Origin of the sequence: Paracoccus sanguinis, from assembly GCF_012689545.1 — a bacterium.
Taxonomy (GTDB): domain Bacteria; phylum Pseudomonadota; class Alphaproteobacteria; order Rhodobacterales; family Rhodobacteraceae; genus Paracoccus; species Paracoccus panacisoli.
This window is the reverse complement of sequence record NZ_CP051542.1, coordinates 2,988,699-3,008,827: the sequence shown is the minus strand read 5'-3', so window position 1 is coordinate 3,008,827 and position 20,129 is coordinate 2,988,699. Positions and strand designations below refer to the sequence as shown.

Below are 20,129 nucleotides of genomic sequence, written 5' to 3'. Positions count from 1 at the left end.
GGCCGCCTTAGGCAACCCCCTCGGGCCACGCGCCACGGGCCGGCGTCTGTCCGGCCCGGAGACCCATCGGCGGCGCAGCCGGTGCTGTGCCGCCGGGTCAGGTCAGCGGATCGGGTTGCGGTAGAACACCCGCCGCACCGACCCGGTCTTCGAGCGCATGAGGATCGTCTCGGTCTCGATGAACTGCGGCTCGCGCCGCAGCCCCTGCACGATCGAGCCGTTGGTGACGCCGGTGGCCGAGAAGATCACGTCGGCCGTCACCATCTCGTCGCGCGAATAGATGCGGTTCAGGTCGGTGATCCCGGCCTTGGCGGCGCGGCCGCGCTCGTCGTCGTTGCGAAACAAGAGCCGGCCCCACATCTGCCCGCCCATGCACTTGAGCGCCGAGGCCGCGAGCACCCCCTCGGGTGCGCCGCCCGAGCCCATGTACATGTCGATGCCGGTCTTCTCGGGCTCGGCCACGTGCATGACGCCGGCCACGTCGCCGTCGGTGATCAGCCGGATCGCGGCGCCGGTGGCGCGGACCTCGGCGATCATCTCTTCATGGCGCGGACGCTCGAGGATGCAGACGGTGATGTCCTCGGGCTTCACGCCGCCGGCCTTGGCCAGCGCGTGCACCCGCTCGGTCGGCGTCATGTCGAGGCTGACGACATCCTGCGCATAGCCCGGCCCCACCGCCAGCTTGTCCATGTAGACGTCGGGCGCGTGCAGCAGCGTGCCGCGCGGCGCCATGGCGATCACGGTCAGCGCGTTCGGCATGTCCTTGGCGGTCAGCGTCGTCCCTTCGAGCGGGTCGAGCGCGATGTCCACCTCGGGGCCGGAGCCGGTGCCGACCTCCTCGCCGATATAGAGCATCGGCGCCTCGTCGCGCTCGCCCTCGCCGATCACCACGACGCCCTTGATGTCGAGCATGTTGAGCTGCTCGCGCATGGCGTTGACCGCGGCCTGGTCGGCGGCCTTTTCATCGCCGCGGCCGATGAGTCGCGCCGAGGCATGGGCTGCCGCCTCGCTCACCCGGGCAAGGCCCAGCGAGAGCATCCGGTCGTTGAAATCCTTGGGCGCGGTCATCATCAGGTCTCCTGCGGGTTTGGCCGCTGTTACGCCCGCCCCCCCGCCGCGGCAAGACTGGGGGCGCTAACACGGGGGCGGCGGGGTGGTGCTGCTCAGTCGGCCGACAGCTCGAGCGCCAGCGCATGGATGCGCGGGACGATGTCGCCCAGCGCGCGGTTCACCAGCCGGTGCTGCTCGACGCGGCTCAGCCCGGCCAGCGCCGGGGCGCTCATCCGGATGCGCCAGTGGGTCTGGCCACCCTCGCGCCAGCCGGCGTGGCCGTGGTGCTGGTGGCTCTCGTCGATGACCTCGAGCCGGGTGGGCGCCAGCGTGGCCAGCCTTTCGCGCATCTCGTCGGCAATCTCTCGCGTCATGGGGCCGGTTCCTCTTTCCCTCGGGTTCAAATGCCCTACACTCCCGGTCCCGAGTCGAAAAGCAGGGCCCCATGACCAACAGCGACCCGTTCGGTTTCGATATGTCCGCCGCGTCGGACAAGAAGCGCCGCGCCAAGGGCCGGCGCGGGATGTCCGGCGCGTTCGAGACGTCGACCCGGCGCTGCGACAAGGTCGGCTGTTCCGAGCCGGGGCAGTACCGGGCGCCCAAGTCGCCCAAGCAGCTCGACGACTACTTCTGGTTCTGCAAGGACCACGTGCGCGAGTACAACGCCAACTGGAACTATTTCCAGGGCCAGTCCGAGGCCGAGTTCCAGGAGTTTCTGGACAACGCCACGGTGTGGGAGCGTCCGACCCGCCCCTTCGGCCGCGCGACGCAGGAACAGGCGTGGGCGCGCCACGGCGTCAACGACCCGCTCGAGATCCTCGGCGCCAACGGCACCAACCCCGAGGCGCGCAGCCGCGCCACCCGCAAGCTGCCCCCGACCGAGCGCCGCGCGCTCGAGATCCTCGACGCCCGCGACAGCTGGACACGTGCGGAAATCCGCAAGCAATACAAGTCGCTGGTGAAGGATCTTCACCCCGACATGAACGGCGGAGACCGCTCGGACGAGGACCGTCTGCAAGAGGTCGTCTGGGCCTGGGACCAGCTCAAGGACAGCCGCAGCTTCAAGGAGTGAGGCGGGCCGGGGCGCGATTTTCCGATGTCGTTACGGGATTGTCGCTGAGCCGCGCGACGCTCGGGCTGTGGAGCGCCATCATGGGAAAAGCCACGCGCTAGGTGTGCGTGCTATTCGTCCGCGCCCCACATCCTCACTTACTGAGCAAGGACCGAGCGACTGATCAACAAAAAGGGTGCAACGCTGTGCCCAAAAAGTCGATGGCCCGCCGATCCGGCGGGCCATCAGCATCTCGACCCACCCGCCTTACGGCGCGATGGTCACCTTGCTCATGTAGTCGGGCTTCTCGACCGCGCCGTTCGCCGCCTGGTCGCCCTTCTTGATCGCGTTGAGCACGTCCCAACCCTCGATCAGCTGCCCCACGACGGTGTACTGCCCGTCGAGGAAGTTCGCCGGCGCGAGGTCAATGAAGAACTGGCTGTTGGCGCTGTCCGGGTCGGCCGAGCGGGCCATCCCGACCGTGCCCGCGCCGAACGTCACGTCACTGAACTCGGCCTTGAGGTCGGGCAGGTCGGACCCGCCCATGCCGGCCTGGCTCGTGTCGCCGTCGTGGCGGCCGTGCTGGACGTCGCCGGTCTGGGCCATGAAGCCGTCGATCACGCGGTGGAACACCACCCCGTCATACTTGCCCTGCTGGGCCAGCGTGGTCAGCCGCTCGACATGGTTCGGCGCCTTGTCGGCATAGAGGTCGAGCACGATCTTGCCCTTGGGCTGGCCGGCGGCGTCGGCGACCTCGATCACCATGTTCGGGCCGGGGCCGTCGGTGGCCTTGGGGGCCGCGACCTGGGCCTGGGCCACGCCGGCGGCGAGGATCAGGGCGGAGGACAGGAACAGCTTACGCATCGGCAGCCACCTTGACCGAGATCATCCGGTCGGGGTTCGCCGGCGGCTCGCCCCGGGTGATCTTGTCCACGAACTCCATCCCCGAGACGACCCGGCCATAGACCGTGTACTGCCCGTTCAGGAAGTCGTTGTCCTTGAAGTTGATGAAGAACTGGCTGTTGGCGCTGTTCGGGTTCGACGACCGCGCCGCCCCCAGCGTGCCGCGCGAATGCGGCAGCTTCGAGAACTCGGCCGGCAGGTCCGGCAGGTCCGACCCACCGGTGCCGGCGCGCCGCGCATCGCCGCCCTCGCGGCCATGCTCGACGTCGCCGGTCTGGGCCATGAAGCCGTCGATCACGCGGTGGAACGCGACCCCGTCATACTTGCCGGCGCGGGCCAGCTCTTTCATCCGCGCGCTGTGCTTGGGCGCCACGTCGGGCAGCAGCTCGATCACCACCGGGCCGTCCTTCAGCTCGATGATGATGGTGTTTTCGGGGTCCTTGATGTCGGCCATCGGGGTCTCCTCGTCGTTGGTCCGGGATCGGTGTCCGGCGGCCGGTCTAGGCCGCGAACCGTGCCCCCGCAACGCCCGACGGAGGGCTGCGGGTCCATGCCGCGCGGCCACCGCGGGGTTGACGATGAGTTGACGCGACCGTGAAGCTGTCGGACAAGGCGCCAGCACCGCGCCCGCGAGGAGTAAGAGACCATGCCCCGTTTCCACACCATCGACGACCTGGACCTCGACGGCAAGGTGGTCCTGACCCGCGTGGACGTGAACGTCCCGGTCGAGGACGGGCGCGTGACCGACGCCACCCGCATCGAGAAGATCGTGCCGACCATCAAGGCCATCCAGGCCAAGGGCGGCATCCCGGTGCTGATGGCGCATTTCGGCCGTCCCAAGGGCCAGCCGGTCGAGGCGATGAGCCTGCGCCAGGTCCTCCCGGCGCTCGAGGCGGCCTTGGGCCAGCCGGTGGCCTTCGCCGAACACGCGATCGGCGGCGACGCCAAGCGCGCGGTCGCCGCACTGCAGCCGGGCAACGTGCTGCTGCTCGAGAACACCCGCTTCTATCCGGGGGAAGAGGCGAACGACCCGACCTTCAGCGCCTCGCTCGCCGCGCTGGGGCAGGTCTATGTGAACGACGCCTTCTCGGCCGCCCACCGCGCCCACAGCTCGACCGAGGGCGTGGCGCGGCTGCTGCCCGCCGGCGCGGGCCTGCTGATGGAGGCCGAGCTGAACGCCCTCAACGCCGCGCTGGGTGAGCCCGAGCGGCCGGTGGCGGCGGTGGTCGGCGGGGCCAAGGTCTCGACCAAGCTCGAGTTGCTCGGCAACCTCGTCGAGAAGGTCGATCACCTGATCATCGGCGGCGGCATGGCCAACACCTTCCTGCTGGCCAAGGGCGTCGAGATCGGCAAGTCGCTGGCCGAGCCGGACATGGCCGACACCGCCCGCGACATCCTGACCAAGGCCGCCGAGACGGGCTGCCAGATCCACCTGCCCGTGGACGTGGTGGTGGCGCGCGAGTTCCGCGAGGACGCGCCGCATGAGCTGGTCCCGGCCGAGGCCTGCCCGCCCGACGCGATGATCCTCGACGCCGGCCCGCAGACGGTCGAGGCGATCCGCGGCGTCTTCGCCGCCGCGCGCACGCTGATCTGGAACGGCCCGCTCGGCGCCTTCGAGATCCGGCCGTTCGACGCGGCCACCAACGCCGCAGCCCAGGCCGCGGCAGAGCTGACGCGCGAGGGCAAGCTCGTCTCGGTCGCCGGCGGCGGCGACACGGTGGCGGCGCTGAACAAGGCGGGCGTCGCGCAGGATTTCACCTTCATCTCGACGGCGGGCGGCGCCTTCCTCGAGTGGATGGAGGGCAAGGACCTGCCCGGCGTCGCGGCGCTGATCGATTCCAAGCGCTGACGCACGGCGTCGCGTGGACATGACGAAGGGGCGGCCCGCCGGGCCGCCCCTTTCCGCATCGCGGGGTGTAGGTCAGTTGCTCGCGGCCGGGGTGGTCGCCGCCGGACCGGTGGTGGTGGCGGGCGGCGTCGCGGTAGCGGGCGGCGTGGTCGTCGCCGGGGCCGCGGGCACCGCCGCGTCGGTCGCCGCGGGGGTCGTGCCCGGCGTCGTGGTGCTGACCGCGCCCGAGGCCGGGGCGTGCTCGCCCACCGGCTCGGGGCGGCCGTTCATCCAGCCGAACACCAGCGCCGCGATGCCGGCCAGCAGCAGCGCCGCGACGATGGCGATCAGCGCCGGGCTGTGGCGGCGAGCGCTGCGCTCGGGCGTGTTTTCGCTGTGGGACATGAGGTTACCTCGCTGCGGAAGGGCGGTGGGGTGTCGGGCGGTGCGGGTCGGGGTGCGCACCCGGTGTGGAACCAGAACCCCCGCAAGCGCGGCAGGGTTCCGGCAGGGGGGCCGCCGCGCCGCGCCCTCAACCCGAGGCACTGACGCCCCGCCGCAGCCGTTAGCGCAACCGGCCTTCCCCTCGCCCGGCGGTCTGCTAAGGGGTCGCCAACCTGATCCGTGAACCGTGGAGCGCCTCCGATGCAGATGACCGACACCGTCAAGAAGATCCTCGCCAACTACGAGGGCGAGAACCCGGGCGTGAAGGGCAATCTGGCCCGGATGCTGATGACGGGCAAGCTGGCCGGCACCGGCAAGATGATCATCCTGCCCGTCGACCAGGGCTTCGAGCACGGCCCGGCGCGCAGCTTCGCCAAGAACCCGCTCGGCTACGACCCCCACTACCACTACCAGCTCGCCATCGACGCGGGCTTGAACGCCTATGCCGCGCCGCTGGGCATGATCGAGGCCGGCGCCGACAGCTTCGCGGGCCAGATCCCGACGATCCTCAAGTGCAACAGCGCCAACTCGCTGATGTCGGACACCGCGGGCAAGAACCAGGCGGTGACGGCGACCGTGCAGGACGCGCTGCGTCTGGGCTGCGCCGCCATCGGCTTCACCATCTACCCCGGCTCGGACATGGCGCTCGACATGTTCGAGGAGATCTCGGAGATGCGCGCCGAGGCGGCCTCGGTCGGCATCCCGACGGTGATCTGGTCCTATCCGCGCGGCGAGGCGATCACCAAGGACGGCGAGACCGCCATCGACATCGCGGCCTATGCCGCGCAGATCGCGGCGCTCTTGGGCGCGCACATCATCAAGATCAAGCTCTCGACCGACCACCTCGAGAACAAGGACGCCAAGAAGGTCTATGAGGATCAGGGGATCGACATCTCGACCCAGGCCAAGCGCGTCGAGCACTGCATGCAGGCGGCCTTCGGCGGGCGCCGGATCGTGGTGTTCTCGGGCGGTGCGGCCAAGGGGTCGGACGCGGTCTACGAGGACGCCATCGCCATCCGCGACGGCGGCGGCAACGGCTCGATCATCGGCCGCAACAGCTTCCAGCGCTCGCGCGAGGATGCGCTGGCGATGCTCGGCAAGCTGGTGGACATCTACCTCGGCAAGGCCTGATCCGTTTCAGGTTGAGGAGTGGACGGGCGGCGCTGCGGCGCCGCCCGTTTTCGTTTCCGGCGTTGGATCGGGCCGAGGCGTCGGCCTGACCGGCGCGGGGTTTCCCTTTCCGCGCCGCGTGCTTTAGGGAGAGCGCAAAGTCACGGGGGCCGGCCATGTCGTTCTTTTCCAAGCTGCGCGAGCGTCTGACCAAGTCGTCCTCGAAGATCGGGACGGGGCTGGATGACCTGATCGGCCAGGGGACGGACGCGGCAGCGGCTGCGCCGCGCCCTGCGCCGGAGCCTGCGCCGACCTCTCAGCCTACGCCCGCCCCGCAGCCTCCTGCCCCTGCCCCCGCCCCGCAATCCCCGACGCCCGCGCCGCAGCCCGCCCCGCAGACGCCCCCGGCGCCTCGCCCGGCCGCGCCGCAACCCGCCTCGCAGCCCGGCCTGATGGGCCGGCTGTTCGGCGGCGGCGCCCCGGCCGAGCCGCGGCGTGAGCTGGACGACGCGATGCTCGAGGATCTCGAGGACATGCTCATCGCCGCCGACATGGGGACCGAGACCGCGCTGCGCGTCACCGCCAACATCGCCGAGGGGCGGATGGGGCGGAAGATCAGCGCGACCGAGCTGAAGCAGGCGCTCGCGGACGAGGTGACGCGGATCATGACCCCGGTCGCGCGGCCGCTGCCTCTTTATGCCAAGAAACCGCAGGTGGTGCTGGTGGTGGGCGTCAACGGCTCGGGCAAGACCACGACGATCGGCAAGCTCGCCAGCCAGTTCAAGGCCGCCGGCAAGTCGGTGGTGATCGCGGCGGGTGACACCTTCCGGGCCGCGGCGGTCGAGCAGTTGCAGGTCTGGGGCCAGCGCGCAGGCGTGCCGGTGATGGTCGCGGCGCAAGGGTCGGACCCGGCCAGCCTCGCCTATGACGCGATGGCGCGGGCCGAGGCCGAGGGCGCGGACCTTCTGCTGATCGACACCGCCGGGCGGCTGCAGAACCGCGCCGACCTGATGGAGGAGCTCGCCAAGATCGTCCGGGTGATCCGCAAGCGCGACCCCTCGGCGCCGCACAACACCCTGCTGGTGCTGGACGCGACCACGGGCCAGAACGCGCTGAGCCAGGTCGAGACGTTCCGCAAGCTGGCCGACGTCTCGGGTCTGGTGATGACCAAGCTGGACGGGACGGCGCGCGGGGGCGTGCTGGTGGCGCTGGCCGATCGGTTCGGGCTGCCGATCCACGCGATCGGGGTGGGCGAGCAGATCGACGACCTCGACGCCTTCGAGCCGGACGAGTTCGCCCGCGCGCTGGTCGGGCTGTAGCGGCGCAACGTTCGCGCAACACCCGCGCAACGGCCGGGCGTATGAACGCGCCCGGCGTCCCATCGGCGGAGGCCGGGTTTTGCCGGACATGGCCATGCACGGGGCGTGCAGGGTTCCTGCAACGTTCGTGCGATGTTCATGCACAGTTCATGCGAACGATTTCCCCGTCACCCCGCCCCGCGCATGAAAAAGCCCGCCGCGCGGGGGCGGCGGGCCGGATCGGGCGTTGGGCGCTCAGATCAGCGGGCCGCGTCGCCGTGGTCGACGGGCGAGCCGTCCTCTTCCTCGAGCAGCTGGCGGGCGTTGGCGGCGTCGGCCGACAGCCAGACCTTGCCGCCGTCGACCGAGGCGACGTTGCCCATCGGGATGTAGTGATGGTGCTCCATCTTCACCCCGTGCGCCTCGTCCTTGCGCTTCATCTTGATGCGGTCGCCGTCCATGTGGTCGACCACGCCGACGTGCACGCCGTCGGCGCCCACGATCTCCATGTCGTCCTTGATCTGGCTTGCGTCTGCCATGGGTCCGTCTCCTCGGATGGGGGCATGGGTGCCCCGGACCCGAGGGCAACGCCGGCTGCGGCCCTTCGGTTCAGACCGTCTCGACGCCCGGGGCCCGCAGGCCCAGCCGCGTCAGCAGGGCGCGCAGGTCGGGCCGCTCGACCGCGCTGCGGGCGGCGAAGAGCGTGGCCTGGCTGGGGTGGATCAGCGCGCCGTCGAGGATCTTGAGGTTGTTCGCCCGCAGCGTCTCGCCCGACGAGGTGATGTCGGCGATGGCCTCGGCCGTGAGGTTCGCCACCGTGCCCTCGGTCGCGCCCTGGCTGTCGACGAGCTGGTAGTCGGCGACCTCGTGCGCCGAGAGGAACGCGCGCACCAGCCGGTGATACTTGGTGGCGATCCGCAGCCGGTGGCCGTGGGCGGCGCGGAAGTCGCGGGCGATGGCGGCGAGGTCGTCCAGCGTCTCGCAATCCCGCCAGCAGGCCGGCACCGCGATCACCAGATCGGCGTGGCCGAAGCCCATCGGCGCGATCTCGGTCACGTCCGAGCGCCAGCCGGCAAGCTTCTCGCGCACCAGATCCGAGCCGGTGACGCCGAGATGGATGCGGCCGGCGGCAAGTTCGCGGGGGATCTCGCCGGCCGAGAGGAGGACCAGCGACAGGCCGTCCACCCCCTCGACCTGGCCCGCGTATTCGCGGTCGGCGCCGCTGCGGGCCATGCGCAGCCCGCGGGCGGCGAACCACTCGAAGGTCTGTTCCATCAGCCGGCCCTTGGAGGGGACGCCGAGCTTGAGGGCCTGGCTGGGGGCCGGGGTCAGCATAGCGCGGCCACCAGCGCGGGGCGGATGATGCCGCCGACGGCGGGGATGGCCCCGCTCCCGCTCCCGCTCCCGCCCCCGCCCCCGTTCCCGGACCCCTGCCCCAGCACCGCGGTCAGCGCGTCGTAGCGCCCGCCCGAGGCGACGGGCGGCCAGTCGGGATGGGCGGGGGCGGTGAAGGAAAAGGTCATGCCGTCGTAATACTCCATCGTCCGCCGCCCGTGGCTGGCGTCGAAGCGCACCGTCTCGGGGTCGATGCCGCGGGCGGCGAGCGCGTCGAGGCGGCCGGCGAGACGCTCGACCGCCTCGGCGATGGCGGGGATGTGGTCGGCCAGCACCCGCAGCTCGGCCAGCGCCACCGGCGCGGGGCCGGCGATGGTGAAGAGCCGGTGCAGCCGCTCGCGCCAGATCGCCGGCAGCGCCGGGCTGACGGCGCCGCGTTCCAGTCGGGCGATGCGGTCGTGCATCTCGGCGCGGGTGCGCTCGCCCGTCCACGGCGCGCCGTTCACGGCGAAGTGCCGCGGCGGGACGGGGTGCGAGAAACGCTCGAGCAGCGATTCGAAGCGGCGCGGGCGCCAGATGTGGTGGCGCAGCGCCGCGCGGCGGTCGTCGGGCAGCGGCAGCCCGTCCACCGCATCGAGCAGCAGGTCCATGTCGCCCATCGTGGCGTCGAGGCCAAGCGGCGCGAGGATGCCGTGGAAGAGCGCGAAGACCTCGGCATCGGCCTGCGGCTCACGGCTGAAGAGCTCGAACCCGGCCTGCAGGTATTCGTTGTCGCGCGGCGTCTCGGGGCGGGTGTCGCCCTGGTCCTGCTTGCGGAAGACCTCGCCCAGGTAGCAGTAGCGGGCCGGGTCGGCGCCGCCCGCCATGTGCATCTGCACCACCGGGACGGTGAAGTCGGGGCGCAGCATCACCTCGCCCCGCACAGGGTCGGTGGTGACATAGGCGCGGGCGCGGATGTCCTCGCCGTAGAGGTCGAGCAGGGTTTCGGCCGGCAGCAGGATGTCGGGGGCGACCTCGGTCGCTCCGGCGGCGCGGAAGGCCTCGAGAATGCGGCGGCCCTGGGCCTGCGCGGCGGTGCGGGGGGCGAGCGGGCGGGTCATGGTCGGCTCAGCGGGCGAGGATGCCGCGCACGGTCTCGACCAGGTCGGCGCGCGGGACCTCGACCTGCGCGGGCTGCGATTTCCATTCCTCGACAGAGGCTTGCGCGGCAATCTTCGCGCCGAGGATGAGGTCCTTGACCTGCACCACCCCGCGCGCGGCCTCGTCGGCGCCCGCGATCACCGCGACCGGCGCGGCGCGCTTGTCGGCGTATTTGAGCTGGTTGCCGAAGTTCTTGGGGTTGCCGAGATAGACCTCGGCGCGGATGTCCGCGGCCCGCAGTTCGGCCGCCATCGCCTGATATTCGGCCATGCGGTCGCGGTCCATGACGGTGACCACGACCGGCCCGCGGGCGGTCGTCTCGGCCGGATTGCGCGCCCTCAGCGCCGCGAGCAGGCGGTCCACGCCGATCGAGACGCCCGTGGCGGGCACCTTCTGCCCGGTGAAGCGCTCGACGAGATCGTCGTAGCGCCCGCCCCCGGCGACGCTGCCGAACTGGCGCGGGCGGCCCTTGTCGTCGAGGATCTCGAAGGTCAGCTCGGCCTCGAACACCGGGCCGGTGTAGTAGCCGAGGCCGCGGACCACCGAGGGGTCGATGACCACGCGGTCGGGGCCGAGGCCCGTCGCGGCGAGCAGCGCCGCGATCTCGGTCAGCTCGGCGATGCCCTCGGCGCCGACGGTCGAGCCGCCGACGGCGGCCGTGAGGTTGGCAAGCGTCGCCTCGTTGGTCGCCGCGCGGGCGGTGAGGAAGGCGAGGATGGGCGCGGTCTGCGCCTCGGTCAGGCCCACGCCGTCGATGCGGGCGCCGCTCTCGTCGGTGCGGCCCTGGGTCAAGAGCGCGCGGACGCCCTCGGCGCCCACCTTGTCGAACTTGTCCACCTGCCGCAGCACGTCGGCGGCCTGTTCGGGGGCGACCGCCGCGGCCTCGAGCACGCCGTTCAGCACCTTGCGGTCGTTGACGCGCACCAGATAGTCGCCGCGCGGGATGCCCGCCGCCTCGAGCGCGTCGGCGAGCATGGCGATGATCTCGGCGTCCGCAGCGACCGACGCGGCACCCACGGTGTCGGCGTCGCACTGATAGAACTGGCGGAAGCGGCCCGGCCCCGGCTTTTCGTTGCGCCAGACCGGGCCCATCGCGTAGCGGCGATAGGGCGAGGGCAGGTCGTTGCGGAACTGCGCCGCGACGCGCGCGAGGGGCGCCGTCAGGTCGTAGCGGAGCGCCAGCCAGTCGCCCGAGCCGCCGCCGGGGACCTGTTCCTCTTGCCACGCGAAGACGCCCGCGTTGGGGCGGTCCACGTCGGGCAGGAACTTGCCCAGGGCCTCGACCGTCTCGACGGCCGAGGTCTCGAGCGCGTCGAAGCCGTGCAGGCGATAGACGGCGGCGATGCGCTCGAGCATGAGGTTGCGCTCGGTCACGTCGGCGCCGAAGCTGTCGCGGAAGCCCTTGGGCGGCTCGGCGCGCGGGCGGCGGGGTTTGTCCTTGGCCATCGGTCTGATCCGTGAGATGCCGGGACCGCTTAGCGGAAGGGCCCGGGATGGACAAGTTTCAGACGCTGGAAGAGCGGATCGCGCATCTGACGCGGGCGGTCGAGGAGCTGTCGGACGTGGTCACGCGGCAGGATGTCGAGCTGAGGCGGCTGTCGCGCCGGGTCGGGCTGCTGATGGAGCGCGAGGCCGACCGCGAGGCGGCGGAGGGGACCATCCCGCTCGCCGACCAGCGCCCGCCGCATTGGTGAACTGCCCCGGCGCCCGCGCGGGGCGGGGGCGGCGGGAGCCTCCGGCGGGGATATTTGGGTCCAGCCCGAGGCGTCAGCGTTCCGCGGGGCCGAGGCGGTGCGGGGCGGTGAGCGCTTCCGGCGTGCTGGCCGCGAGCGGCGGGCGGCGGGTGAAGGCCGGGGGCGCCGCGGGGTCGGTCTCGGCGGGAGTTTCGGCGGGTGCGGGGTCGAAGCCGGGTTCGTCGTAGGCATCGACCTGCTGCGCCGCGGCGACGCCCTCGCCCGCGCCGGCGTCGGGCCAGTCGGCGGGCGGTGCGGCGGCCGGCGTCGCGGGCGCGGCGGGGCGCGGGGTGCTGACGACGGGGGCGGCCGCCGGGCGCGCCGGAGCGGCGTCAGAGGGCGCGGTGGCGGCCGGCGTCGGCTGGGCGGCGGCGGGACGCGCCGGGGCGAGCGCGCGGCGGAACACCAGCACGTTGTGATAGACCGTGCTGCGGCTCGTCAGCCCGCTGCGCTCTTCGCTGGGCAGCGTCTCGGCGCGCACGTATTCCCAGCCGTTCGCGGCCATGCGGTTCATCTCGGTCAGCAGCGCGAAGCTGAAGCGTTCGGCCGGGGTGCGGGCGCCGCGGGCCTTTTCACCCCGCGCCGGGGCGGGGATCACGGTGTATTCGTAGAGCTGCTGCACGCTGGCCTCCGGTTGTCCGTCGTCGGACCGGAGATAGGGCATCCGCGCCCGCCGGACCAGAGGCGGCGCGCCGATTGACCGGCGCCCCGTCCGGTGAGAGGGATGGCGCGGCCGGGGCGGACCGGCGCGCGAGAGGCGAGCGATGCTGAACATCCTGAGTTTCGTCGGCGGGCTGGCGCTGCTGGTCGCCGGCGCCGAATTGCTGGTCAAGGGCGCCTCGCGGCTGGCGATCTCGCTGGGGCTGACGCCGCTGGTCGTGGGGCTGACGGTGGTGGCCTTCGGCACCTCGGCGCCCGAGATCGCCGTTTCGGTCGGCGCGGTGGCGGGCGGGCAGACCGACATCGCCATCGGCAACGTGATCGGCAGCAACATCCTGAATGTGCTCTTCATCCTCGGCTTGAGCGCGCTGATCATGCCGCTGGCCGTGGACCGGCAGCTGATCCGGCAGGAAGTGCCGATCATGATCGGCGTCACCGGGCTGCTGCTGGTGATGCTGCGCGACCGGGTGCTGGGGATGGGCGAGGCGGGGCTGCTGCTCGCGCTGCTCGTCGCCTACACGGCGTTCGTGGTGATCCAGTCGCGCCGGACGCTGCGCGCGGGCGCCGTCGCCGACGAGCCGGCCCCGGCCGAGGACTGGGCGAGCGGCCGGCTGGTGCAGGCCGGGCTGATCCTCGGCGGGCTGGTCGGGCTGGTGATCGGGGCGCAGCTCGTGGTCAGCGCCGCGGTCAGCTTTGCCCGCGCGCTGGGGGTGAGCGACCTCGTCGTGGCGCTGACCATCGTGGCGGCGGGCACCTCGCTGCCCGAGATCGCCACCTCGCTGACGGCGGCGCTGAAGGGCAACCGCGACATGGCGGTGGGCAACGTGGTCGGCAGCAACCTGTTCAACATCCTCGGCTGCCTCGGGATCGCCGGGCTGGTGGCGGGCCCGGCGGGGCTGACGGTCGCGCCCTCGGTGATGGCCTTCGACGCCTGGGTGATGATGGGGGCGGCGGTCGCCTGTCTGCCGATCTTCCTGACCGGCTGCCGGATCGCCCGGTGGGAGGGGGCGATCTTCCTGGCCTATTACGTCTTCTACGTGGGCTATCTGGTGCTGGCCGCCGAGGACTATCACCGGCTGCAGGGCTATACGCGGGCGATGCTGCTGTTCGTCATGCCGCTGACGGTCCTGACCGCGCTGGCCATCTGGCTGCGGCCGAAGCCTCAGCCCCGCTGAACGCGCTCGGCCGCCGAGCGGCGCGCCCGCGCGCCGCCGGGGGCCCGGCCCTCAGAGCCCCAGCTTCTTCGCCACCAGTTCGTTGACCGCCGCCGGGTTGGCCTTGCCGCCCGAGGCCTTGAGCACCTGTCCGGTGAACCAGCCCGCGAGCTTGGGGTTCGCCTTGGCCTTTTCCACCTGCGCGGGGTTGGCGGCGATGATCTCGTCCACCGCGGCCTCGATCGCGCCGAGGTCGGTGACCTGCTTCATGCCGCGCGCGGCGGCGATTTCGGCGGGGTCGCCGCCCTCGGTCCAGACGATCTCGAACAGGTCCTTGGCCATCTTGCCCGAGATCTCGCCCGAGGCGATGAGGTCGAGCACGCCGCCCAACTGCGCCGCCGAGACGGGCGAGGCGCCGATCTCGAGCCCTTCCTTCTTCAGCCGCCCGAACAGGTCGTTGATGACCCAGTTGGCCGCCTGCTTGCCGTCGCGGCCCTGCGCCACGGCCTCGAAATAATCGGCGTTCTCGACCTCGGCGGTCAGCACGCCGGCGTCGTATTCCGACAGCCCCAGCGCCTGCACGAAGCGCGCCTTCTTCTCGTCGGGCAGTTCCGGCATCGAGGCCGCGATGTCGTCCACCCAGCCCTGCTCGATCTCGAGCGGCAGGAGGTCGGGGTCGGGGAAGTAGCGGTAATCGTGCGCCTCTTCCTTGGAGCGCATCGAGCGCGTCTCGCCCTTGTCGGGGTCGTAGAGGCGGGTTTCCTGCACCACCGAACCGCCATCCTCGAGGATGGCGATCTGGCGGCGGGCCTCATACTCGATGGCGGCCTGGATGAAGCGCAGCGAGTTCATGTTCTTGATCTCGCAGCGGGTGCCCAGATGACTGAAATCCTGGGTCTCCTGATAGCGCTCGTAATCGCCGGGCTTGCAGACCGACACGTTGACGTCGGCGCGCAGGTTGCCGTTCTGCATGTTGCCGTCGCAGGTGCCGAGATAGCGCATGATCTGGCGGAGCTTGGCGACGTAGGCGGCGGCCTCCTCGGGGCCGCGGATGTCGGGGCGGGAGACGATCTCCATCAGCGCGACGCCGGTGCGGTTGAGGTCGACGAAGCTGAGCGCCGGGTCCATGTCGTGGATCGACTTGCCGGCGTCCTGTTCGAGGTGGATGCGCTCGATCCGCACGCGGCGGGCGAGCCCCGGGCCCATGTCCACGATCACCTCGCCCTCGCCCACGATGGGGTGGTAGAGTTGGCTGATCTGATAGCCCTGCGGCAGGTCGGGGTAGAAGTAGTTCTTGCGGTCGAAGGCCGAGGTCAGGTTGATCGCGGCCTTGATCCCGAGCCCGGTGCGGACCGCCTGGGCCACGCAGAATTCGTTGATCACCGGCAGCATCCCCGGCATGGCCGCATCGACGAAGGCCACGTTGCTATTCGGCTCGGCCCCGAAGGCGGTCGAGGCGCCCGAGAAGAGCTTGGCGTTCGAGGCGACCTGGGCGTGGACCTCGAGGCCGATGACCAGCTCCCACTCCCCCTTCGCGCCCGAGATGACCTTGGGGGCGGGGGCGGTGAAATCGAGATGGTCGAGCATCGCGGGCGTCCTTTTCGAGTGTCGGCCGGTTCTAGGCCGCGCTCGGGTGCGGGGCAAGGGCGCGGGTGGGGCGGGGTGAGCCGGGGTTCGGGCCCGAAAGAAGGGGTGGGGCGCGCAGGGCGGCGGGTCAGCCCGGCCGGACGCGCCCGCGACGGTCGGTGGGGCACGGGTGGGCGCGTCCCCTGCCCCTGCCCCCGCCCCTGCCCTTGCCCCGGCCCTTGCCCTTGCCCTTGCCCTTGCCCAAACGCTTGCCCCAGCCCCGCCCCTTGCCCAATCCCTTGCCGCCACTGCCCCCGCCCTTGCCCCAGTCCCAGCCCCAGCCCCTGCCCCAGTCCCGGCCCTTGCCCCAGCCCCGGCCCCAGCCCCTGCCCTTGCCGCTTCGTTCCGGTTCACATACCCATTTCACGACGCTGACCGCCGAGCCGGACGATGACCCGACCCTTTCGCCGCCGGGTTCTCTACATCCCCGGCTATGACCCCATCCCCCCGCGCCGCTACCGCGAGCTCTACCGCCGCGAGGGGGCGCGGCAGGCGGCAATCTCGGGCTATCGGCTGGGCTTCGGGGCGCGCGGCGACCGGACCGGGTTTGGCTGGGGGGTGACGGGGGATTTCCCCGAGGGCGCAGCCGAGGCCGAGGTCGAGGTGCTGGTCTGGGCCGACGTGGTGGCGGGCTCGATGGGGCACTCGATCCCCGCGACCTACGGGCAGCTTGTCCGCACGGCCTGGGCTTATGTCGGCTCGGGCGCGCTCTGGCGGCTGATGCGGCTGCGCCGAGGGCCGGTGATCGCGGCACTCTATCCCATCGCGGTGCTGCTGGCGCAGGCGCTGGCCGCGGTCCTGCTGGCGGTGGGGATCGCGGTGCTCGGGGCGCGGCTGGTTCATTGGCTGCCGGGGGTCGTGCTGGGGCTGGCGGCGGGGGCGGCGCTGCTCGGGTGGTTCCGGCGCATCGACGGGCGGGTGTTCGCCTATTACCTCATGCACGATTATGCCTTCACCGCGCAGGACGGGGGCGCCTATCCGCCCGCGCTCGAGGCGCGGATCGCGGTCTTTGCCGACCGGGTGGCCGAGGTTCTGGCGGGCGACTGGGACGAGGTGCTGGTGGTGGGCCATTCCTCGGGCGCCTATCTGGCGGTCTCGGTGCTGGCCGATCTGCTGCGCGTCGGCCGGGCGGCCGAGGACGGGCGGCTGGCGCTGCTGACGCTGGGGCACGTGGTGCCGATGGCCTCGTTCCTGCCGCGCGCCGGGCGGCTGCGAGCGGACCTGCGGTTCCTCTCGGCGCGGGCCGAGGTGACGTGGGTGGACGTGAGCGCGCCGGGCGACGCCTGCTGCTTCGGGCTTTGCGACCCGGTGGCGGTGTCCTCGGTCGAGCCCGCGGGGCGGGTCGGCCCGCTGGTGCTGTCGGCGGCGTTCAGCCGGACGCTCTCGCCCGAGACGCAGCGGGCGCTCAGGGGCCGGTGGTTCCGGCTGCATTTCCAGTATCTCTGCGCCTTCGACCGGCCCGAGGGCTACGATTACTTCTCCATCACCGCCGGGCCGCTGCGGCTCGGGGACCGGTTCGCCGGGCGGGGCCACTCGCCGGGGCGGATCGCGCGGGCGGTGAACGACTGGCCCGGCCGGGCCGAGGGGGCGCCATGAGCGCGCCGCCGGTCCCGCCGAAGCCGCCCTCGACCGAGGGGCGTGGCAGCGTGCTGCGCTATGCCCGCGCGTTCCAGCGCGACCTCTTGTCGGCGCTGCCCGCGCGGCTCTACCGCGCCTGGATGGCCGAGTTCCGCAGCCCGCTGATCCACTCGGTCGTCTGCAACGATCCGGCGCTGGTGCGGCTGGTGCTGCAGGAGCGGCCGGAGGATTTCCCCAAGTCCGCGCGGCTGCGCGAGGGGCTGGCGCCGCTGCTCGGCCGGTCGGTCTTCGTCACCAACGGCGCCGAGTGGGCGCGGCAGCGCCGGATCATCGACCCGGCGTTCGAGGGCGGGCGGCTGCGCGAGACCTTTCCCGGCGTGCGCGACGCGGCGCTGGCGCTGGCCCAGAGGCTCGGCGCGCAGGCGGGGCGCGAGATCGACCTCGAGCCCGAGACGAGCCACGCCGCCGCCGATGCGATCTTCCGCACGCTCTTCTCGATCCCGATCGAGGACGCGACCGCGGCGCGGGTGTTCGCGGCCTTCCGCGCCCATCAGGACGCGCAGCCGATCGTGAACCTCGCCGCGCTGCTGCCCTGGCCTGCGTGGCTGCCGCGCCCGCACGGGCGGCGGACGCGGGCGACGGCGGCCGAGATCCGCGGGCTGATCGCCGGGCTGGTGGCCGCGCGGGCCGAGGCGATTGCGGCCGGCACCGCGCCCGACGATCTGGCGACCAAGATCATGACCACGCCCGACCCCGAGTCCGGGGCGGGCTTCTCGCCCGCCGAGATGGTCGATCAGGTGGCAATCTTCTTTCTGGCCGGGCACGAGACCTCGGCCAGCGCGCTGGCCTGGGCGCTGTGGCTGCTCGCCGCCTTCCCGGACTGGCAGGAACGGGTGGCCGACGAAGCGGCCGCGGTGCTGACCGGCGAGGCGCCCGAGTTCGCCGCCGTGGCGCGGCTGCGGGTGGCCCGCGCGGTCTTCCGCGAGGCGATGCGGCTCTACCCCCCCGTGCCGATGATGGTGCGCGAGACGACCCGCCCCGAGGTCTTCCGCGAGCGCCCCCTGCCGCCCGGGACGCAGGTGGTGATCTCGCCCTGGCACCTGCACCGCCACGCGCGGCTGTGGGACGACCCGGACGGCTTCGACCCCGGCCGGTGGGAGACGGAGAACGGCCGGGCCTGCGCGCGAGCCGCCTATGTCCCCTTCAGCGCCGGGCAGCGGGTCTGCCCCGGCGCGGGGTTCGCGATGGTCGAAGGGCCGCTGATGCTGGCGCTGATCTGCCGCGACCTGCGGCTGACCCGCGGCGCGGTCGATCCGGTGCCGGTGGCGCGGCTGACGGTGCGGGGACGCGACGGCATCCGCGTGCGGCTGTCGCGGCGCGGCTGAAGCGCGGGCTCAGCGCGCCCGCCAGCGGCGGTAGAGCCGGACGAGCAGCACCGCGCCCGCCACCGCGCCGAGCGCGCCCGCGAACATCCCGAGCAGCCGCACGACGATCCAGAACAGCACGCCGCCGAGGGCCCCGCCCAGCGCGCCCACGACCGCCGCCTGAAGCGTTGATTCGCGGTCGTTGTCGGCCATGAGTAACCCGGCGAGCGCGCCGACGAGAGCGAAGATCAGGATCATGTCCGGCGATATGGGTCGCGCGGCGGGCGGTTCAAGGACGCCGGTTCAAGGGCCGCGGTCAACGATGGCGCTCAGGCCCGCGCCCCCAGCCGCGGCACCCCGCCGGGGTTGCGCGCATCGCTGACCCCCATCCGCAGCCCTGCCCCGATCCGGTGCGCGAGCGCCGACCAGGCGGCCGCCGTCGCCGCCGGCAGCGTCCGGTGGAGCGTGGCGTCGAAGAGCATCAGCCAGTCGTCGAAATGCCCCGGCCGCACGTCGCCCGCCGCCATGTGCACGCGCATCGGATTGCCGTCGTAGCCACGCTCGTAAAGGATCGCGTTGCGCCAGAAGGCGGCGATGCGCGCCTCGTGCGCGGGCCAATCGGTGACATGGGCGGCGAAGACCGGGCCCAGCACCTCGTGCCGGCGCACGGCGGCGTAGAAGACCGCGACCACGCGGTCGATCTCGGCGGGGGTGACGGGGAAGCGGGGCGGGATCATGCGCCTGACATGGGCCGCCCGGCGCGAAACGGCAAGCGGCGCACGGTCGCAGGGGAGGCCGAGGGGGCGGATGATTGACGCCTGCCCCGGGCAGATGCGACGGGGCGGGGCTCATGCACCGACCGACGGGGACCGAGATGCCGCATTACACCGATTCGTTCACCCAGCTCGGCCGCCCGGCCGCGCTGCCCGCCTCGCCCGAGGAGGCGGTGCTCGAGCGGGTGCCGAACCCGCAGCCGGGCGCGCTTTACGCGGTGCGCTTCACCCAGCCCGAGTTCACCAGCCTCTGCCCGCTGACCGGCCAGCCGGACTTCGCCCATCTGGTGGTCGACTACGTGCCGGGCGACTGGCTGGTCGAATCGAAGTCGCTCAAGCTGTTCCTCGGCAGCTTCCGCAACCACGGCGCCTTCCACGAGGACTGCACGGTGGGCATCGGCCTGCGGCTGGTCGAGACGCTCGCGCCGCGCTGGCTCAGGATCGGCGGCTACTGGTATCCGCGCGGCGGGATGCCGATCGACGTGTTCTGGCAGACCGGCGCCCCGCCCGAGGGGCTGTTCCTGCCCGACCAGGGCGTGCCGCCCTATCGCGGCCGCGGCTAGGCGCGCTGGGGTCGGGCGGGGTGCAGCGCGGAGCTTTCGGCAGGCGCCGGAAAAACCCCCTTGCACCCCCCGACCCTTGCCGCTACATCGCCCCGCACGGTCCGAGACGGACCACCGGCGCTGTGGTAGCTCAGTGGTAGAGCACTCCCTTGGTAAGGGAGAGGTCGAGAGTTCAATCCTCTCTCACAGCACCATCCACCCTTCCTGACATCGTTGGAAGAACGGGGCATTGCGGCGCTGCCGCTGAGGGCACAGACAGGCAGTATGCCACCTTTGCGTGGCACGGAATCGTCACAGGGTTGCTGCGGGCTCATCCTCGATACCCCCGCCCACCGAGCCGGAACTCGGCATCCCCTGCCCCATCGCCCCGCGCACGCAGGGCGCCCGCCGCTCCGCCCTCGTCAGGGCTTTGCGCCGGCCTGCCTGCGAGGATACCGTTCGGCATGGACCTGCGTTTCCCCCACCACCACGACGACCGCTGCCCCGTGACCCACCGCCGAGCTATACCCTCGGCCGCCG

The 20,129-nt window shown here is 72.0% G+C and carries 22 protein-coding genes and 1 tRNA gene; 10 read left to right on the top strand and 13 right to left on the bottom strand.

From position 1 onward, the window contains the following. Positions 1-102: 102 nt before the first annotated feature. Together glpX and HGN31_RS14430 are read right to left on the bottom strand one after the other, a co-directional pair. Positions 103-1,068, bottom strand: coding sequence for a class II fructose-bisphosphatase (gene glpX, locus HGN31_RS14435; protein ID WP_036702465.1), 966 nt, complete (start codon positions 1,066-1,068; stop codon positions 103-105). Between the two features lie 95 nt (positions 1,069-1,163). Next, the gene (locus HGN31_RS14430; protein ID WP_168783655.1) at positions 1,164-1,424 is read right to left on the bottom strand and encodes a BolA family protein; all 261 of its coding nucleotides are present in this window, start codon (positions 1,422-1,424) and stop codon (positions 1,164-1,166) included. 71 nt (positions 1,425-1,495) lie between these two features. Between HGN31_RS14430 and HGN31_RS14425 the strand changes: the two genes are divergently transcribed. Continuing rightward, complete coding sequence (locus HGN31_RS14425; protein WP_036702439.1) at positions 1,496-2,122, top strand: J domain-containing protein; 627 nt, start codon at positions 1,496-1,498, stop codon at positions 2,120-2,122. A gap of 246 nt (positions 2,123-2,368) precedes the next feature. On the opposite strand, the gene HGN31_RS14420 is transcribed toward HGN31_RS14425, so the two are convergent. Next, positions 2,369-2,965, bottom strand: coding sequence for a peptidylprolyl isomerase (locus tag HGN31_RS14420; RefSeq protein ID WP_036702440.1), 597 nt, complete (start codon positions 2,963-2,965; stop codon positions 2,369-2,371). Beyond that, a complete protein-coding gene (locus HGN31_RS14415) occupies positions 2,958-3,458 on the bottom strand; it encodes a peptidylprolyl isomerase (protein ID WP_036702441.1) in 501 nt (166 codons plus the stop codon). The genes HGN31_RS14420 and HGN31_RS14415 overlap by 8 nt, the downstream gene beginning before the upstream one ends. Before the next feature lie 192 nt (positions 3,459-3,650). On the opposite strand from HGN31_RS14415, the gene HGN31_RS14410 reads away from it, so the two are divergent. Next, a complete protein-coding gene (locus HGN31_RS14410; protein ID WP_168783654.1) occupies positions 3,651-4,853 on the top strand; it encodes a phosphoglycerate kinase in 1,203 nt (400 codons plus the stop codon). Positions 4,854-4,925: 72 nt separating this feature from the next. On the opposite strand, the gene HGN31_RS14405 is transcribed toward HGN31_RS14410, so the two are convergent. Next, positions 4,926-5,237 (bottom strand): hypothetical protein, encoded by a 312-nt coding sequence (locus HGN31_RS14405; RefSeq protein WP_168783653.1) that lies wholly within the window; start codon positions 5,235-5,237, stop codon positions 4,926-4,928. Between the two features lie 240 nt (positions 5,238-5,477). Between HGN31_RS14405 and HGN31_RS14400 the strand changes: the two genes are divergently transcribed. Further along, positions 5,478-6,407 carry a class I fructose-bisphosphate aldolase gene (locus HGN31_RS14400; protein WP_036702449.1) on the top strand — a complete coding sequence of 310 codons (930 nt, stop codon included), beginning with the start codon at positions 5,478-5,480 and terminating at the stop codon, positions 6,405-6,407. A gap of 155 nt (positions 6,408-6,562) precedes the next feature. Further along, complete coding sequence (ftsY, locus tag HGN31_RS14395) at positions 6,563-7,705, top strand: signal recognition particle-docking protein FtsY (protein ID WP_168783652.1); 1,143 nt, start codon at positions 6,563-6,565, stop codon at positions 7,703-7,705. Positions 7,706-7,944: 239 nt separating this feature from the next. Here the strand turns inward: ftsY and HGN31_RS14390 are convergent, their stop codons facing one another. From HGN31_RS14390 to hisS, 4 genes are all read right to left on the bottom strand, one after another. After that, on the bottom strand, positions 7,945-8,223 hold the full coding sequence (locus HGN31_RS14390) for a DUF2171 domain-containing protein (protein ID WP_036712510.1): 279 nt from the start codon (positions 8,221-8,223) through the stop codon (positions 7,945-7,947). A 70-nt stretch (positions 8,224-8,293) separates the two neighbouring features. Beyond that, entirely contained in the window at positions 8,294-9,019 is a 726-nt protein-coding gene (hisG, locus tag HGN31_RS14385; RefSeq protein ID WP_168783651.1) for an ATP phosphoribosyltransferase, read from the bottom strand. Then, on the bottom strand, positions 9,013-10,119 hold the full coding sequence (locus HGN31_RS14380) for an ATP phosphoribosyltransferase regulatory subunit (RefSeq protein WP_168783650.1): 1,107 nt from the start codon (positions 10,117-10,119) through the stop codon (positions 9,013-9,015). The genes hisG and HGN31_RS14380 overlap by 7 nt, the downstream gene beginning before the upstream one ends. A 7-nt stretch (positions 10,120-10,126) precedes the next feature. After that, a complete protein-coding gene (hisS, locus tag HGN31_RS14375) occupies positions 10,127-11,605 on the bottom strand; it encodes a histidine--tRNA ligase (protein ID WP_168783649.1) in 1,479 nt (492 codons plus the stop codon). 47 nt (positions 11,606-11,652) lie between these two features. On the opposite strand from hisS, the gene HGN31_RS14370 reads away from it, so the two are divergent. Then, positions 11,653-11,853 (top strand): SlyX family protein, encoded by a 201-nt coding sequence (locus HGN31_RS14370; protein ID WP_168783648.1) that lies wholly within the window; start codon positions 11,653-11,655, stop codon positions 11,851-11,853. A gap of 73 nt (positions 11,854-11,926) precedes the next feature. On the opposite strand, the gene HGN31_RS14365 is transcribed toward HGN31_RS14370, so the two are convergent. Beyond that, the gene (locus tag HGN31_RS14365; protein WP_168783647.1) at positions 11,927-12,556 is read right to left on the bottom strand and encodes a DUF4177 domain-containing protein; all 630 of its coding nucleotides are present in this window, start codon (positions 12,554-12,556) and stop codon (positions 11,927-11,929) included. Positions 12,557-12,656: 100 nt separating this feature from the next. Here HGN31_RS14365 and HGN31_RS14360 point away from each other — a divergent pair, with 100 nt between their 5' ends. Beyond that, positions 12,657-13,727, top strand: coding sequence for a calcium/sodium antiporter (locus tag HGN31_RS14360; protein WP_211096305.1), 1,071 nt, complete (start codon positions 12,657-12,659; stop codon positions 13,725-13,727). Positions 13,728-13,778: 51 nt separating this feature from the next. Here HGN31_RS14360 and gatB read toward each other — a convergent pair whose 3' ends face one another. Then, positions 13,779-15,293: an Asp-tRNA(Asn)/Glu-tRNA(Gln) amidotransferase subunit GatB gene (gatB, locus tag HGN31_RS14355; protein WP_168783646.1), complete on the bottom strand. Its 1,515-nt coding sequence runs from the start codon at positions 15,291-15,293 to the stop codon at positions 13,779-13,781. Positions 15,294-15,722: 429 nt separating this feature from the next. On the opposite strand from gatB, the gene HGN31_RS14350 reads away from it, so the two are divergent. After that, positions 15,723-16,928: a hypothetical protein gene (locus tag HGN31_RS14350; RefSeq protein ID WP_168783645.1), complete on the top strand. Its 1,206-nt coding sequence runs from the start codon at positions 15,723-15,725 to the stop codon at positions 16,926-16,928. Further along, positions 16,925-18,295: a cytochrome P450 gene (locus HGN31_RS14345; RefSeq protein ID WP_168783644.1), complete on the top strand. Its 1,371-nt coding sequence runs from the start codon at positions 16,925-16,927 to the stop codon at positions 18,293-18,295. The genes HGN31_RS14350 and HGN31_RS14345 overlap by 4 nt, the downstream gene beginning before the upstream one ends. A gap of 9 nt (positions 18,296-18,304) precedes the next feature. On the opposite strand, the gene HGN31_RS14340 is transcribed toward HGN31_RS14345, so the two are convergent. After that, positions 18,305-18,532, bottom strand: coding sequence for a hypothetical protein (locus tag HGN31_RS14340; protein WP_168783643.1), 228 nt, complete (start codon positions 18,530-18,532; stop codon positions 18,305-18,307). Positions 18,533-18,603: 71 nt separating this feature from the next. Then, positions 18,604-19,011 carry a group III truncated hemoglobin gene (locus HGN31_RS14335; RefSeq protein WP_168783642.1) on the bottom strand — a complete coding sequence of 136 codons (408 nt, stop codon included), beginning with the start codon at positions 19,009-19,011 and terminating at the stop codon, positions 18,604-18,606. A 137-nt stretch (positions 19,012-19,148) separates the two neighbouring features. Here HGN31_RS14335 and queF point away from each other — a divergent pair, with 137 nt between their 5' ends. Both queF and HGN31_RS14325 read left to right on the top strand, forming a co-directional pair. After that, complete coding sequence (queF, locus tag HGN31_RS14330; RefSeq protein WP_168783961.1) at positions 19,149-19,610, top strand: preQ(1) synthase; 462 nt, start codon at positions 19,149-19,151, stop codon at positions 19,608-19,610. A 119-nt stretch (positions 19,611-19,729) separates the two neighbouring features. Further along, positions 19,730-19,804, top strand: a tRNA-Thr gene (locus tag HGN31_RS14325). The last annotated feature ends 325 nt before the right edge of the window (positions 19,805-20,129 follow it).